General features: G+C 70.1%; 14 protein-coding genes. All 14 read left to right on the top strand.

Annotated elements, in window-relative coordinates:
• Positions 1–11: 11 nt before the first annotated feature.
• The 14 genes from B842_RS08895 (at position 12) to B842_RS08830 (ending at position 14807) form a co-directional block, all read left to right on the top strand.
• Entirely contained in the window at positions 12–1505 is a 1494-nt protein-coding gene (locus tag B842_RS08895) for a UDP-N-acetylmuramoyl-L-alanyl-D-glutamate--2,6-diaminopimelate ligase (RefSeq protein WP_040087507.1), read from the top strand.
• Positions 1502–2989, top strand: a complete 1488-nt coding sequence (locus B842_RS08890) for a UDP-N-acetylmuramoyl-tripeptide--D-alanyl-D-alanine ligase (RefSeq protein ID WP_040086227.1) — start codon at positions 1502–1504, stop codon at positions 2987–2989. The genes B842_RS08895 and B842_RS08890 overlap by 4 nt, the downstream gene beginning before the upstream one ends.
• A gap of 13 nt (positions 2990–3002) precedes the next feature.
• Positions 3003–4112: a phospho-N-acetylmuramoyl-pentapeptide-transferase gene (gene mraY, locus B842_RS08885; protein WP_040086225.1), complete on the top strand. Its 1110-nt coding sequence runs from the start codon at positions 3003–3005 to the stop codon at positions 4110–4112.
• Entirely contained in the window at positions 4109–5458 is a 1350-nt protein-coding gene (murD, locus tag B842_RS08880) for a UDP-N-acetylmuramoyl-L-alanine--D-glutamate ligase (RefSeq protein WP_052437841.1), read from the top strand. Before mraY ends, murD begins: the two co-directional genes overlap by 4 nt.
• Positions 5455–6813 (top strand): FtsW/RodA/SpoVE family cell cycle protein, encoded by a 1359-nt coding sequence (locus tag B842_RS08875; protein ID WP_040086223.1) that lies wholly within the window; start codon positions 5455–5457, stop codon positions 6811–6813. Before murD ends, B842_RS08875 begins: the two co-directional genes overlap by 4 nt.
• Positions 6814–6816: 3 nt before the next feature.
• Positions 6817–7899: an undecaprenyldiphospho-muramoylpentapeptide beta-N-acetylglucosaminyltransferase gene (gene murG / locus B842_RS08870; protein WP_040086221.1), complete on the top strand. Its 1083-nt coding sequence runs from the start codon at positions 6817–6819 to the stop codon at positions 7897–7899.
• A gap of 91 nt (positions 7900–7990) precedes the next feature.
• Positions 7991–9358, top strand: coding sequence for a UDP-N-acetylmuramate--L-alanine ligase (gene murC / locus B842_RS08865; RefSeq protein ID WP_218000550.1), 1368 nt, complete (start codon positions 7991–7993; stop codon positions 9356–9358).
• Positions 9359–10018, top strand: coding sequence for a cell division protein FtsQ/DivIB (locus B842_RS08860; RefSeq protein ID WP_040086219.1), 660 nt, complete (start codon positions 9359–9361; stop codon positions 10016–10018).
• A 121-nt stretch (positions 10019–10139) separates the two neighbouring features.
• Positions 10140–11333: a cell division protein FtsZ gene (ftsZ, locus tag B842_RS08855; RefSeq protein ID WP_040086217.1), complete on the top strand. Its 1194-nt coding sequence runs from the start codon at positions 10140–10142 to the stop codon at positions 11331–11333.
• Between the two features lie 10 nt (positions 11334–11343).
• Positions 11344–12069 (top strand): peptidoglycan editing factor PgeF, encoded by a 726-nt coding sequence (gene pgeF, locus B842_RS08850; protein ID WP_040086216.1) that lies wholly within the window; start codon positions 11344–11346, stop codon positions 12067–12069.
• The gene (locus tag B842_RS08845; protein ID WP_040086214.1) at positions 12066–12758 is read left to right on the top strand and encodes a YggS family pyridoxal phosphate-dependent enzyme; all 693 of its coding nucleotides are present in this window, start codon (positions 12066–12068) and stop codon (positions 12756–12758) included. The genes pgeF and B842_RS08845 overlap by 4 nt, the downstream gene beginning before the upstream one ends.
• A 56-nt stretch (positions 12759–12814) precedes the next feature.
• Positions 12815–13297 (top strand): cell division protein SepF, encoded by a 483-nt coding sequence (locus tag B842_RS08840; RefSeq protein ID WP_040086212.1) that lies wholly within the window; start codon positions 12815–12817, stop codon positions 13295–13297.
• 97 nt (positions 13298–13394) lie between these two features.
• Complete coding sequence (locus B842_RS08835) at positions 13395–13688, top strand: YggT family protein (protein ID WP_040086210.1); 294 nt, start codon at positions 13395–13397, stop codon at positions 13686–13688.
• Positions 13689–13856: 168 nt separating this feature from the next.
• On the top strand, positions 13857–14807 hold the full coding sequence (locus tag B842_RS08830; protein WP_040086208.1) for a DivIVA domain-containing protein: 951 nt from the start codon (positions 13857–13859) through the stop codon (positions 14805–14807).
• Position 14808: the final 1 nt, after the last annotated feature.

Genomic DNA, 14808 nt, shown 5'->3' with positions numbered 1-14808 from the left:
GGAGTATGACCATGGAGACCACAGTGACCACACTGTCCCACCTCGCCCGTATCGCCGGGGGAGAGCTGACCGGATCCGTGGCCCCGGTCGTCACGTCGGTGGAGCTCGACTCCTCCCGCCTCGCGGACGAGGGCGCGCTCTTCGCCGCCGTCCCCGGCACGCGCCGCCACGGTGCGGAGTTCGCGCGCGGCACGCCGGCCGTCGCGATCCTCACCGACGCCGCCGGAAAGGAGCTTCTCGACGCCGCCGGCGACACCCGCCCTGTCATCCTCGTCGATGACGTCCGCGCGGTCCTCGGGGCCGTGGCCGCGGAGATCCACGGCCACCCCTCGGAGCGTCTCACCCTGCTCGGCATCACCGGCACCTCCGGGAAGACGACCACCAGCTACCTGCTCGAGCAGGGGCTCATGGCGGCCGACCTGAAGGTCGGCCTCATCGGCACGACGGGCACGCGCATCAACGGCCGTCCCGTCCCCACCGACCTCACGACCCCGGAGGCCACGACCCTGCAGCCCCTGTTCGTGCGGATGCTCGCGGAGGGCGTCACGCACGTGGTCATGGAGGTCTCCTCCCACGCCCTGGAGCTGGGCCGGGTGGCGGGCACGCGTTTCGACGTCGCCGGGTTCACCAACCTCTCCCAGGACCACCTCGACTTCCACCCGACGATGGAGGAGTACTTCGCGGCCAAGGCCCGCTTCTTCGACCCGGCGTCGCCGCTGGCCGCGGAGCGGTCCGTCGTCTGCGTCGACGACGAGTGGGGGCGGCGGATGGCCGACCTGGCCTCGGACCCGGTGACCGTCGCGACCCGCGGCGCGGAGGCCGACGTCACCGCCGTCCAGAGCTCGCTCACGCCCACCGGCGCCCAGGTCATCCGGCTCACCCTGCCGGAGGGGGCCGTCGAGGCGGAGCTGCCGCTGCCGGGTGACTTCAACATCGCCAACGCCGCCCTGGCCACCGCCATGGCGTGGGCCGTGGGCGTCGACCCGCAGGCCTTCACCGCCGGTTTCCTCGACGTCGCGGTCCCCGGGCGCATGGAGCGTATCGACGAGGGCCAGGACTTCCTCGCCGTCGTCGACTACGCCCACAAGCCGGCCGCCGTCGCCGCCGTCCTCGACACCCTCCGCGGGCAGGTCCGCGGCCGCCTCGGCGTGGTCGTCGGGGCCGGTGGTGACCGCGACGCCACCAAGCGTCCCCTCATGGGGGCGGAGGCCGCCCACCGCGCCGACCTGGTCATCATCACCGACGACAACCCGCGCAGCGAGGTGCCCGCCACCATCCGGGCGGCCGTGCTGCAGGGGGCGGTCGACGCCGGGACGGACGCGGAGATCCGCGAGATCGGGGACCGCGCCGCCGCCATCGACGCGCTGATCGAGTGGGCCCGCCCGGGGGACGGCGTCGTCGTCGCCGGCAAGGGCCACGAGGTCGGCCAGCTGGTCAACGGCGTCAACCACCATTTCGACGACCGGGAAGAGGTCCGGCGCGCACTCAAGGAGAAGAAGCATTGATCCCCCTCACTCTCGCGGAGATCGCGGACATCACCGGCGGTGAACTCTCGCACGTGACCGACCCGGAGACCCGGGTGACCGGGTCCGTCGAGTTCGACTCCCGCCGGGTCACCCCGGGCGGGCTGTTCCTCGCCCTGCCGGGGGCGCGCGTCGACGGACACGACTTCGCCGCCACCGCCGTCGAGTCCGGCGCGGTCGCCGTCCTGGCGGCGCGGCCGGTGGGGGTGCCGGCGGTCGTCGTGAAGCCGCGGGGCCGCAGTGACTCCAACGCCGACATCTACGCCCACGACGAGGACGGCTCCGCCCGTGCCGTCGTGGAGGCGCTCGCCGCCCTGGCGCACGGCGTGGTCACGCGCCTGCCCGACCTGACGGTGGTGGGCATCACCGGTTCCGCCGGCAAGACCTCCACCAAGGACCTCGTGGCGTCCGTGCTGCGGGAGGCGGGGGAGACCGTCGCCCCGCCCGGCTCCTTCAACAACGAGATCGGCCACCCGTACACCGCCCTGCGCTGTGACGCCGACACCCGCTACCTCGTCGCCGAGATGTCGGCCCGCGGAATCGGCCACATCGCCCACCTGGCGGAGTCGGTGCCGCCGCACATCGGCGTCGTGCTCAACGTCGGTTCCGCGCACCTCGGGGAGTTCGGCTCCCAGGAGAACATCGCGCAGGCCAAGGGCGAGCTCATCGAGGCGCTGCCCGCCGACGGCGTGGCCGTCCTCAACGCCGACGACCCCTTCGTCGCGGCGATGGCGCCGCGCACCCGGGCGCGCGTGGTCACCTACTCCACGCACTCCCGCGCCGACCTGTGGGCGGCCGACGTGCGCCTCGACGACGTCGCCCGCGCCAGCTTCACCCTCCACAGCCGGGACGGCTCCGTCCCCGTCACCCTGCAGGTCTTCGGCGAGCACCAGGTGTCCAACGCACTGGCCGCCGCCGCGGTCGGCCTGGAGGCCGGGCTCACCCTCGAGCAGGTGGCGGCGGGACTGTCGCGCCACACCAACGCCTCGGCGCACCGCATGGACGTGCAGACCCGGGCTGACGGCGTCACGGTCATCAACGACTCCTACAACGCCAACCCCGACTCCATGCGCGCCGGCGTCGCGGCCCTGGCCTACACGGCGGCGGCGCGGCCGCACGCCCGGGCCATCGCGGTCCTCGGTGAGATGGGCGAGCTCGGCGACGACGCCGAGGCCTCCCACCGGGAGCTCGGTGAGCAGCTGGGACGCTACCGCGTGTCCCACCTCATCGCCGTCGGGGACAGCCCCAACAGCCGTGCCATGGCGACGGCGGCGCAGGCGCGGGGTATAACTACTGAGATCGCACACGATGTCGAGGAGGCCACCCGCCTCGTCGGGAACGTGCTGCAGACCCGTCCCATCGAGTACACGGGCACCGGCAACCCCGGTGACGTGGTGCTGGTGAAGGCCTCCAATGCTCTGGGGCTGTGGCGGGTGGCAGAGAAACTCATCCAGAAGGGTCATTAGGGGCGCATTCGACGTGACACAGATCATCATGGCAGGAATCGTCAGCTTCCTCGTCGCCATCTTCACCACTCCCGTCCTCATCCGGCGCTTCTCCGCGGAGGGCCTGGGGCAGGAGATCCGTGAGGAGGGCCCCAAGTCGCACATGCGCAAGCGCGGCACCCCGACGATGGGCGGCATCGCCATCATCGCGGGCATCGTCATCGCCTACCTCACCGTCAGCCTCTACGGGCTCATCACCGGCTCCGGCGGCTTCACGGTCTCCGGCCTCCTGGTCCTCGGCCTGACCCTGGGCCTGGGTGCCCTGGGCTTCGCGGACGACTTCATCAAGCTGTTCAAGGCCCGCAACCTGGGCCTCAACAAGACGGCCAAGCTCGTCGGCCAGCTGGTCATCGCCATCGCGTTCGGCCTGCTCATCCTGTGGTTCCCGGACGACCAGGGGCTCACCCCGGGGTCGACGCAGCTGTCGTTCATCCGTGACATCGACACCCTGGACATCGCCTTCGGCGGTTCGGTGATCGGCATCATCGTGTTCCTGGTGTTCATGTACATCCTCATCGCCGCGTGGTCGAACGCCGTCAACCTCACCGACGGCCTCGACGGCCTCGCCGCCGGCACCACCGCCTTCGTCATGGGCGGCTACTCGCTCATCACCTTCTGGCAGTTCCGCAACTCCTGCACCGTCTCGGTGGAGCCGGGCTGCTACTCGGTGCGTGACCCGCTGGACCTCGCGGTCCTCGCCGCCGCCGGCCTCGGCGCCTGCCTCGGTTTCCTGTGGTGGAACGCGGCACCGGCCAAGATCTTCATGGGCGACACCGGTTCCCTGGCCCTCGGTGGCCTCGTCGCCGGACTGTCCGTCGCCTCCCGCACCGAGCTGCTCATGATCATCATCGGCGCCCTCTTCGTCATCGAGGCGGCCTCCGTGCTCATCCAGATCATCGTGTTCCGCACGACGGGCAAGCGCTTCTTCCGCATGGCACCGTTCCACCACCACTTCGAGAACGGCGGCTGGCCCGAGACCACCGTCGTCATCCGTTTCTGGCTCATCGCCGTCATGGCCGTCATGCTGGGAACGTCCATCTTCTACGCTGAGTGGCTGACAGCCACGGGAGTGAGCCTGCGATGATCACCGGAACCGCCCTCGTCGCCGGAGCCGGAGTGTCCGGCCGCGGCCTGGTCCGCCTGCTCGCCGGTCTGGGGGTGGACCTGATCGTCGCCGACGACAATACCCGCCTCGACGGCGTGCGCACCGTCTCCGTCGCCGAGGCACGCGAGCTTCTCGACGACGTCGAGCTCGTCGTCACCTCCCCGGGCTGGCGCCCCGACAGCCCACTGCTGGTCGACGCCGCCGCCCGCGGCCTCGAGGTCATCGGCGACGTCGAGCTGGCCTACCGCCTCGACCGCGCCGGGACCTTCGGCCCGCCGCGCACCTGGCTGGTGGTCACCGGCACCAACGGCAAGACCACCACCACCGCCATGCTCGCCGCCATGATGCAGCAGCTCGGCCGCGACACCGGCCTGCGGGCCGAGGCGGTCGGCAACATCGGCGTCGCGGTGGCCGACGCCCTGGTGGACCCGCAGCGCGTCGACATCCTCGTCGCCGAGCTCTCCAGCTTCCAGCTGCACTGGTCGAGCCAGCTGATCCCGGACGCCGGCGTGCTGCTCAACCTCGCCGAGGACCACATCGACTGGCACGGCTCCTTCACCGGCTACGCCGACGACAAGGCGCGTGCCCTGCGGGGCGCGGTGGCCGTCGCCGGCGTCGACGACCCGGAGGTGCGGGCGGTGCTGGAGCGGGCGGGCGTCGACACGTACGTCGGCTTCACCCTCGGGGAACCCGTCCCCGGACAGTTCGGCGTGCGCGACGGACACCTGGTGGACGACACCGGCGTCGTGCTCGCCCCCGTGGCGGGCATCCAGCCCGCCGGACCGGCCGGCGTCCTCGACGCCCTCGCCGCGGCCGCGATCGCCCGCAGCCAGGGCGCGGGCCCGGAGCACATCGCCGCCGCCCTCGCCGACTTCCAGGTCGACGGCCACCGCGGCCAGACCGTCGCGGAGGGCGGGGGAGTGGCGTGGATCGACAACTCCAAGGCCACCAACCCGCACGCCGCCGACGCGGCGCTCGCCGGACTCCACGACGTCATCTGGATCGCCGGCGGCCAGCTCAAGGGGGCGGACGTCGTCCCGCTCATCCGGGACCACGCCCACCGGCTCAGCGCCGTCGGGCTGCTCGGCGTCGACGCCCCGCTCATCGCGGCGGCACTGGCCGAGATCGCCCCCGACGTCCCAGTCCACACCACCACCCACACCGACCCGGCCGCCGCGATGGACGAGCTCGTGGGGTGGGCGGCGGGCGTCGCGAAGCAGGGCGACACCGTCCTCCTCGCACCCGCCGCCGCCTCCCTGGACATGTTCACCGGCATGGCCGAGCGCGGCGACCTGTTCGCCGCGGCAGCACGGAGGCTTTCATGAGCAACTCCACCGGCAGATTCACGAGGTGGCGCGCCGACTGGCACCGCATGCTGGAGTCCCGTCCGGGCTTCGACTACTTCATGATCCGCTCCGTGGTCTTCCTGCTCGTCGGCATCGGCGCCGTCATGGTCATGTCCTCGACGATGACCTGGTCCGTCCTCGAGGGCGCGACCGTGTGGAACCAGGCCGTGCGCCAGTTCATGATGATCGCCGCCGGACTCGTCGCCTTCTGGATCGCCCTGCGCACCCGCCCGGAGACCGTACGGCGCCTGACGCCCTGGCTGCTCGGCCTGTCACTCGTGCTGCTCATCGCGGTGCTCATACCGGGCATCGGCACGGGCCGACTCGAGGTCGGCTCGCAGTCGTGGATCGTCCTCGGACCACTGCGTTTCCAGCCCTCCGAGCTGGCCAAGGTGGCCATCGCCGTGTGGGGCGCGTCCTACCTCGCCGACCGGCGGCACACCCCCGGCACCGGCATGCGCAGCCCCTTCACCCTCTACGCCGGCGTGGCCGCCATCATGGCGCTGCTCATCGCTCTCCAGGGTGACCTGGGCATGGCCGTGAACTTCGCCGTGGTCGTCGGTTTCACGCTCCTGTTCGCGGGCGTGGATCTCCGTCTCATCCTCGCGTCGGTGGCCGTGGCCGGACTCGGACTGCTGTGGGTGTTCTTCTCCGGCGGCTTCCGCTCCAACCGCTTCCACGTCTACTTCGACGCCCTCTTCGGCCGCTTCGAGGACACCCAGGGCGTGGCGTTCCAGTCCTACCAGGGCTTCCTCTCCCTGGCGGACGGCTCCGTCACCGGCGTCGGCGTGGGGCAGTCCCGCGCCAAGTGGTTCTACCTCCCCGAGGCGAAGAACGACTTCATCTTCGCCATTATCGGCGAGGAGCTCGGACTGTGGGGCGGCGCGCTGGTCATCATCCTCTTCGCCCTCCTCGGATACTTCGGCATCCGCGCCGCGTTCCGCGCGCAGAACCAGTTCCAGTCGCTTATGGCCGGTGCGCTCACGGCGGGTGTCGTGTCGCAGGCCTTCATCAACATCGGCTACGTCATCGGCCTGCTCCCGGTCACCGGCATCCAGCTGCCGATGATCTCCGCGGGCGGCACGTCGACGATCATCACCCTCGGTTCGATGGGCCTGCTGGCCTCGGTGGCCCGCCACGAACCGGAGGCGGTCTCCGCGATGCAGTCCTACGGCCGACCCCTCTTCGACCGGCTCGCTCTGCTGCCCGAACCGGCGACCCGCCCCACCCCGGTGCGGCGGGCCCCCGCCCCCACGTCACGTGAGAGGTTTGGGGAGCCGGTCACTGGTAGCGTCAGGAGGAGAAACAGGCCCCCCAACGACAGGAGACGGTGACCCATGCCCGCAGCGAAGAAGCCTCTGAGCGTAGTTGTCGCAGGAGGTGGAACCGCCGGCCACATCGAGCCCGCTCTCGCGGTGGCTGAGGCGCTCGTCGAGAAGCACGGTGCCACCGTCACCGCCCTGGGCACCCCCCGCGGACTGGAGCGCGACCTCATCCCCGCCCGCGGTTTCGAGCTGCGTCTGATCGACCCCGTCCCGGTGCCGCGCCGCCCCAACCTGGACCTGCTCAAGCTGCCGTTCCGCGTGCTGGGTGCCGTCCGTCAGACCCGGGCGATCCTCCGGGACACCGGGGCCGACGTCCTCATCGGCTTCGGCGGTTACGTCTCCGCCCCCGCCTACCTGGCGGCGCGCTCGCTGGGCATCCCCTTCCTCGTGCACGAGGCCAACGCCCGCGCCGGCATGGCCAACAAGCTGGGCCAGCGCCTCGGCGGCCGCAGCTACAACGCCGTCGCGGACTCGGGCATGCCCGGCGAGGTCGTCGGCATCCCCGTGCGCGCCGGTCTGCGTGGGGGCGACACCCACGCGGCCGTCGAGCGGGCCCGCGAACTGTGGGGCCTCGAGCCGGGGCGGCGCACCCTGCTGGTGACCGGTGGTTCCCAGGGCGCGGTGCGCATCAACAAGGCGGTGGCCGGGGCGGTGGAGACGCTCACCACGGACGCCGGCATCCAGATCCTCCACGCCTACGGCAAGCGCAACACCGCGCCGGACAAGCACGACCACTACGTCGCGCTGCCCTACATCGACGACATGGCGGCCGCCTACGCCGTGGCCGACCTCATCGTCTGCCGCTCCGGCGCGATGACCGTCGCCGAGGTCACCTCCGCCGGCCTCCCCGCCCTGTACGTGCCGCTGCCGCACGGCAACGGTGAGCAGGCGCTCAACGCGACCGGGGTCGTCGAGGCCGGGGCCGCCCGCTTCATCGACGACGCCGAGCTCACCCCCGACCGCCTCGTCTCCGAGGTCACGGAGATCCTCGGCGACGACGCGCAGCTCGCCGCCATGCGGGCCGCCGCCCGTGACCACGCCGCCGGTGACGCCGCCGGGCTGCTCGCCGACGCGGTCGTGGCGGCAGTAGAGTAATTCAGACCCGTCCACCTTCAAGCACCCAGGAGCACTCACCGTGACCGTCGATCTCTCCCGCGTCCACCTCATCGGCATCGGTGGCTCCGGCATGTCCGGCGTCGCCCGGATCCTGCTCGACCGCGGTTCGGTGGTCACCGGCTCCGACGTCAAGGACTCCCGTCCGGTGCGGGCCCTGCGTTCCAACGGCGCGCATGTCGCCGTCGGCCACGACGCCGCGAACCTGACGCTCGCCGGTGAGCCGCCGACGGTGGTCGTCGTCTCCTTCGCGGCGATCCCTCAGGACAACCCGGAGCTCGTCGCCGCCCACGAGCAGGGGATCCCGGTCATCCGGCGTTCCGACCTGCTCGGTGAGCTGATGACCGGGTACCGCCAGATCCTCTTCGCCGGCACGCACGGCAAGACGTCGACCACCTCGATGGCGGTCGCGGCGGCGCAGGCGGCGGGCATGGACCCGAGCTTCTCCATCGGCGGCCAGCTGAGCCGTTCCGGCACCAACGCGCACCACGGCACCGGTGACTGCTTCATCGCGGAGGCCGACGAGTCCGACGCCTCGCTGCTGCGCTACTCCCCGGACGTGGCGGTGGTGACCAACATCGAGCCCGACCATCTCGACTTCTTCGGCACGGCCCAGGCCTACCACCAGGTCTTCGACGACTTCTCCGAGCGGGTCACCGAGAACGGCCACCTGGTCGTGTGCCTCGACGACATCCACGCCGCCGCCCTCGGTGAACGCGCGATGCGGAACGGCATCTCCGTGCTGGGCTACGGCACGACCGATGCGGCGGCCCTGCACCCGGTGATCCCGCTGGGGGCGGAGATCCTCAGCACCGAGGTCACCGAGGGCGGCACCACCGCGCACATCCGTATCGACGGCCGCGACCTCACCGTCCTCCTCCAGACCCCGGGCAGCCACATGGTCCTCAACGGCGCGGCGGCCCTGCTGGCCTGCCACCTGGCGGGCGGTGACCTGGAGAAGCTGGCCGAGGGCCTGAGCGACTTCAACGGCGTGCGCCGGCGCTTCGAGTACCGCGGCACCGCCGGCGGGGTGCGCGTCTACGACGACTACGCCCACCACCCGACCGAGGTGACCGCGGTGCTGCAGGCGGCGCAGCAGAAGGTGGAGGCGGAGGGGGAGGACGGCCGGGTGGTCGTCGTCTTCCAGCCGCACCTGTACTCCCGCACCATCGAGTTCGCCGAGGAGTTCGCCGCGGCGCTCTCGCTGGCCGACGCCGCCGTGGTCCTCGACATCTTCGGGGCCCGCGAGAGGCCGGTGGAGGGCGTGAGTTCCCGCATCATCACCGACGCGATGACCTGCGACGTCACCTATGAGCCGGATTTCTCGCACGCCCCGGAGACCGTCCTCGGTCTGGTGCGGGAGGGTGACCTCGTCCTCACGATGGGTGCCGGTGACGTCACCCTGCTGGCGGGCGAGATCCTGGCGGCGCTGGGCCGGTAGATGTCACGCAGAAGCATCCTCCGCATCGGCGGGGCCCTGCTCGCGGTACTGCTGCTCCTGGTGGCCGTGATGTGGGTGTTCCCCGTCCTGCGGGTGAACAACTACGCCGTGAGCGGCAACGTCCACTCCCCGGAGGAGTACGTCATCGAGGCGACGGGGGTGTCGCGGGGCGACAACCTCGTGCGTGTCGACGCCGGGCAGGCCGCCCGGGGCGTCGTCGACCTGCCGTGGGTCCGCAGTGCCACGGTCTCGCGTCAGTGGCCGTCCACGCTGGTCGTCGAGGTGACCGAGCGGCAGGCGCTGCTGTACAGCCGGGAGTCCGACGGAGACCACCTCATCGACGAGGATGGGCGTCCCTTCATCATCGACGTGCCCCCGGAGAGCTCCGTGGAGGTCACCGGTGACCTGCGGGAGGACCCGGAGGTGCTGGCCGACGTGGCGGCGGTCATCTCCTCGCTTCCGGAGCATGTGCGGGCGATGGTGTACACCATCGACGCCCCGGGCAGGTATGCTCTGAAACTCAATCTGCATGATGGGCGTACGGTCTACTGGGGCGCGTCGGAAAGCAACCACGACAAGTCCCTGGCGATGCAGACCGCCATCCAGCAGCCGGGAGAACACTGGAACGTGTCCAATCCCACGCTGCTGACCGTACGTTAAACCTGAGGTTGAGGGTATCGACACGCCCCGAAATGTCCCTGACTTTTCGGGCGCGGTCACCCATGATGGAAACAACCTCGTTCCAGATCACACACTTCCCCGAAAGGCGCGGCCAGAACCCATGACCTCACCGAACAACTACCTCGCCGTCATCAAGGTCGTCGGCGTCGGCGGCGGCGGAGTCAACGCCGTCAACCGCATGATCGAAGAGGGCCTCAAGGGTGTCGAGTTCGTCGCCATCAACACCGACTCGCAGGCCCTGCTCTTCTCCGACGCGGACACCAAGCTCGACATCGGCCGTGAGGCCACCCGTGGCCTCGGTGCCGGCGCGAACCCGGAGGTCGGTCGCACCTCCGCAGAGGACCACAAGTCCGAGATCGAGGAGACCCTCAAGGGCGCCGACATGGTCTTCGTCACCGCCGGTGAGGGCGGTGGCACCGGAACCGGCGCCGCACCGGTCGTCGCGGGGATCGCGAAGAAGCTCGGTGCGCTGACCGTCGGCGTCGTCACCAAGCCCTTCAAGTTCGAGGGTCCGCGCCGCACCCGCCAGGCCGAGGCCGGCATCGAGGAGCTGCGTCAGGTCTGTGACACGCTCATCGTCATCCCCAACGACCGTCTGCTACAGCTGGGCGACGCGTCGCTGTCCATGATGGAGGCCTTCCGCGCCGCCGATGAGGTCCTGCACAACGGTGTCCAGGGCATCACCAACCTCATCGTCACCCCGGGTGTGATCAACGTCGACTTCGCCGACGTCCGCTCCGTCATGTCCGACGCCGGTTCCGCGCTCATGGGCGTCGGCTCCTCGCGTGGCGACGACCGCGTCATGACCGCCACCCTGCAGGCCATCAACTCCCCGCTGCTGGAGTCCACCATGGAGGGCGCGAAGGGTCTGCTGCTCTCCGTCGCCGGTGCCTCCGACCTCGGCCTCATGGAGGTCAACGAGGCGGCCACCATCGTCCAGGAGAAGGCCGACGAGGACGCCAACATCATCTTCGGAACGATCATCGACGACAACCTGGGCGACGAGGTCCGCGTGACCATCATCGCCACCGGTTTCGACGCCGCCAAGAACAACCCGCCGGCCGGCCGTCCCGCCGAGCCCACCCCGGTGCCCTCCCCGATGGAGGAGCCGGCCCGCGGCGGCCTCTTCGAGGAGCGTCAGCAGCAGGAGGAGCCGAAGCCGACCCCGCCGCCGGTCACCCCGGCCCCGGCCGCCGACACCGGTCGTCACCGCAGCTCCGGCAACGGCGGCCTGTTCACCAGCTCCCGCCCGACCCGTGACGACGATCTCGATGTGCCCGACTTCCTGCGCTAACCTGTAGGGCATGTCCCTCAGCAGCGCGAACGAGGCTCCCCGCCCCGTCCGCATGGTCTTCACCAGCCGTGCGGGCGGGGCGTCGTCGTCTCCGTATGATTCCTTCAACCTCGGTGACCATGTCGGGGACGACCCCGACGCCGTCGCCGCCAACCGGGAGCGGCTGGCCCGCATCCTCGGTCTGGACGACATCGTGTGGATGGAGCAGATCCACTCCCACAACGTCACCGTCGTCGACGGGCCCCAGCCTGGTCCGGTCGAGGCCACCGACGCCCTCGTGACCACGCAGCGTGGTCTGGCACTGGGGGTGCTCGTCGCGGACTGCGTGCCGGTCCTGCTGGCCGACCACGTCCACGGCGTCGTCGCCGCGGCGCACGCCGGCCGCCTGGGCGCCCGCAACGGGATCGTCTCCCGCACGGTCGCGAAGATGGTGGAGCTCGGCGCGCAGCCGGGTGCCATCCAGGTGGTCCTGGGGCCTGCGGCCTCCGGGCGGCACTACGAGGTGCCGGCGGAGATGGCGGCGGACGTCGAGAAGCATCTCCCGGGGTCCCGGACCCGCACGGAGCAGGGGACCGTCGGCCTCGACATCCGGGCCGGGCTGGTGCGCCAGCTCATGGGCCTCGGGGTGACCAACATCGAGGCGGACCCGCGGTGCACGATCGAGGACGAGGATTTCTTCTCGTACCGTCGGGAGGGCACCACCGGTCGCCAGGCGGGGCTGGTGTGGCTGCCGTGACCAGACTCGAGGAACTGCGCACCAACCTGACCGCCGTGCGGGAGCGTATCGACGCCGCCGCCCGCGCCGCCGACCGTGACCCCGCCGACATCCGCCTCCTGCCGGTGACGAAGTTCCACCCGGCCTCCGACCTGGAGCTGCTCGTGGAGCTCGGCGTCGCCGACGTCGCCGAGAACCGCGAGCAGGAGGCCCGCGCCAAGGCAGCCGAGGTGCCGGACGCCCGCATCCACATGATCGGCCAGATCCAGACCAAGAAGGCCAACTCCGTCGCCCGCTGGGCCGCCAGCGTCCACTCGCTGGACTCGGTGCGCCTCGCGGAGGGCCTCAACCGCGGCATGGGCCTGGCCATCGAGCGCGGCGACCGCCCGGCCGGTGTACTGCCCGTCTACCTGCAGCTCTCCGCCGACGGCGACCCCTCCCGCGGCGGCGTGACCGAGGAGAACCTGCAGGAGCTTGTCGACGTCGTCGAGGCCGCCCCGCACCTGGAACTGCGGGGTCTCATGGTGGTGCCTCCCCTGGGGGAGGATCCGGGACCTGTCTTCGCGTGGGCGCGTACGCTGTGTGATGACCTCGGTCCGGGGATGGAGCTCTCGGCGGGCATGTCCGCCGACCTGGAGAGCGCCGTCGCCAAGGGCTCGAACATCGTGCGTGTCGGAACCGGCGTGCTGGGCAGCCGACCACTACCGTAGGGGTCAGTAAACGACCAAAACCCCGCGCCAGCTGCACTAACGGGAGAGGAAAACAAATGTCCTTCATCAGGAACGCCAAGGAGTTCTTCGGTCTGTCTCCGATCGACATGGAGCACGAGGACGCCTACTACGACTACGACCGCGAGGACCCGCGCTACCGCACCAGCGGTTCCGCCGCCTACGCGCCGTCCCGCGACTACGAGTACGGGGGCTACAGCCGCCCGGAGCGCGAGGAGCGCCCCCAGTACCAGGCCCCCGAGCCGAAGCTGATCGCCGTGGAGGTCACCTCCTACAGCCAGGCCGCCCAGATCGGTGAGCCCTTCCGCGACGGCGACGCCGTCGTCTTCGACCTCACCCGCATGGAGCCGGGCGACAACAAGCGGATCGTCGACTTCGCCGCCGGCCTCTGCTACGCCCTGCGCGGCAAGATGGTCAACGTGACCCGCAACATCGACACGGACCGCACCGTCTTCGCCATCACCCCGGAGGGCGCGGAGTTCTCCCAGATCGAGCTTGAAAGGGCAGCCAAGCTGCGCTGACCCGACCGGTCACGCAGCTTTTGGTCGTGAGGTAGGTGTCCCACTCCCGGTGGGGTACCTACCTTTTTCTTTGTGACAACCACTAGGCTCGGTGAATGTGAGTCTCCTCGGTTCTGCCATTTACCTCGTCATCCGGATCTTCATCCTCGTTCTGATCGCGCGCATCGTGATCGAGATGATCCAGTCCTTCTCGCGTAACTTCCAGCCGCCGCGGTGGTTCATCTACATCGCGGAGCCGCTGTTCGTCATCACCGACCCGCCGGTCAAGGCGCTGCGCCGCGTGATTCCGCCCCTGAAGTTGGGTGGCGTCGCCCTGGACATGTCGGTGATTGTCCTGTTCATCATCCTCAGTGTTCTGCAGTACATTGTGCTGGCGGTGTTCGCCGGTTGAGTGGCCGCAGGGTTCAACCTCCGGTAAAGATTTGGAGTGTCCGTGGTCCGGACGGCCCCTCCGGGGGTTACACTTGACCAAGCACTCAACGTACGATTATTGAAAACGCATAGTGTGGGCCAGCCCGCACCGGCCTACCGGGCCACCACAAACTCGAAGGGAACGCCAATGCCGCTGACACCAGCTGATGTGCACAACGTCGCTTTCAGTAAGCCGCCGATCGGCAAGCGGGGTTACAACGAGGATGAGGTTGACCAGTTCCTCGACCTCGTCGAAGACACCCTCGCCCAGCTGCAGGACGACAACGACGATCTCCGCGCAAAGCTGGAGCAGGGCGGTTCCGCCCCGGCCGGCGACGGTGTCGACGAGGCGAAGCTCCGCAAGGAGATCGAGGAGGAGCTCCGCAAGGAGTACGAGGCCAAGCTGACCGACGCCCGGAAGGCCACCGAGAAGGCCGAGTCCGAGGCGAAGAACGTCAAGGCCGAGCTGCAGAGGACCAAGGCGGAGCTCGAGGCCGCCAAGAAGAAGGCCGAGCAGCAGCCGCAGAAGGCCGCCGCCGTGGCAGCTGTCCCGCAGGACACCGCACCGGCCACCGCGGACACCCACATGCAGGCCGCCAAGGTCCTGGGCCTGGCCCAGGAGATGGCCGACCGCCTCACCTCCGAGGCACAGGCGGAGTCCCGCTCCATGCTCGACGAGGCCCGCACCGCGGCAGAGGCCCAGCTCGCCGACGCCGACGAGAAGTCCCAGGCCCAGCTGGCCGACGCCAAGAAGCGCGCCGAGCAGCAGATCAACGAGGCCGACACCCGTGCGAAGTCGCTGGTCGCAGACGCTGAGAAGCGTGCGCAGGAGACCACCAACCAGGCGACCTCCCGTGCCGAGGCCCAGATCCGTCAGGCCGAGGAGAAGGCGAACGCCCTGCAGGCCGACGCCGAGCGCAAGCACACGGAGATCATGGCGACCGTCAAGCAGCAGCAGACGGCCCTGGAGACCCGTATCGCGGAGCTGCGCACCTACGAGCGTGAGTACCGCACCCGCTTGAAGACCCTGCTGGAGACCCAGCTGCAGGAGCTCGAGGCCCGCGGTTCCGCGGCCCCGAACGCCGACGCAGGAAAGTAGA

This window comes from Corynebacterium humireducens NBRC 106098 = DSM 45392 (assembly GCF_000819445.1).
Lineage (GTDB): Bacteria > Actinomycetota > Actinomycetes > Mycobacteriales > Mycobacteriaceae > Corynebacterium > Corynebacterium humireducens.
Note: the sequence above shows the minus strand (reverse complement) of the source record. Positions and strands in the feature narration are given on the sequence as shown.

Coding starts and splice junctions, on each gene's coding strand:
- B842_RS08840 (WP_040086212.1), top strand. CDS start 12,815: ATGTCCTTCATCAGGAACGCCAAGGAGTTCTTCGGTCTGTCTCCGATC.
- pgeF (WP_040086216.1), top strand. CDS start 11,344: ATGTCCCTCAGCAGCGCGAACGAGGCTCCCCGCCCCGTCCGCATGGTC.
- murC (WP_218000550.1), top strand. CDS start 7,991: ATGTCCGGCGTCGCCCGGATCCTGCTCGACCGCGGTTCGGTGGTCACC.
- B842_RS08895 (WP_040087507.1), top strand. CDS start 12: ATGGAGACCACAGTGACCACACTGTCCCACCTCGCCCGTATCGCCGGG.
- B842_RS08875 (WP_040086223.1), top strand. CDS start 5,455: ATGAGCAACTCCACCGGCAGATTCACGAGGTGGCGCGCCGACTGGCAC.
- murD (WP_052437841.1), top strand. CDS start 4,109: ATGATCACCGGAACCGCCCTCGTCGCCGGAGCCGGAGTGTCCGGCCGC.
- murG (WP_040086221.1), top strand. CDS start 6,817: ATGCCCGCAGCGAAGAAGCCTCTGAGCGTAGTTGTCGCAGGAGGTGGA.
- B842_RS08830 (WP_040086208.1), top strand. CDS start 13,857: ATGCCGCTGACACCAGCTGATGTGCACAACGTCGCTTTCAGTAAGCCG.
- B842_RS08860 (WP_040086219.1), top strand. CDS start 9,359: ATGTCACGCAGAAGCATCCTCCGCATCGGCGGGGCCCTGCTCGCGGTA.
- ftsZ (WP_040086217.1), top strand. CDS start 10,140: ATGACCTCACCGAACAACTACCTCGCCGTCATCAAGGTCGTCGGCGTC.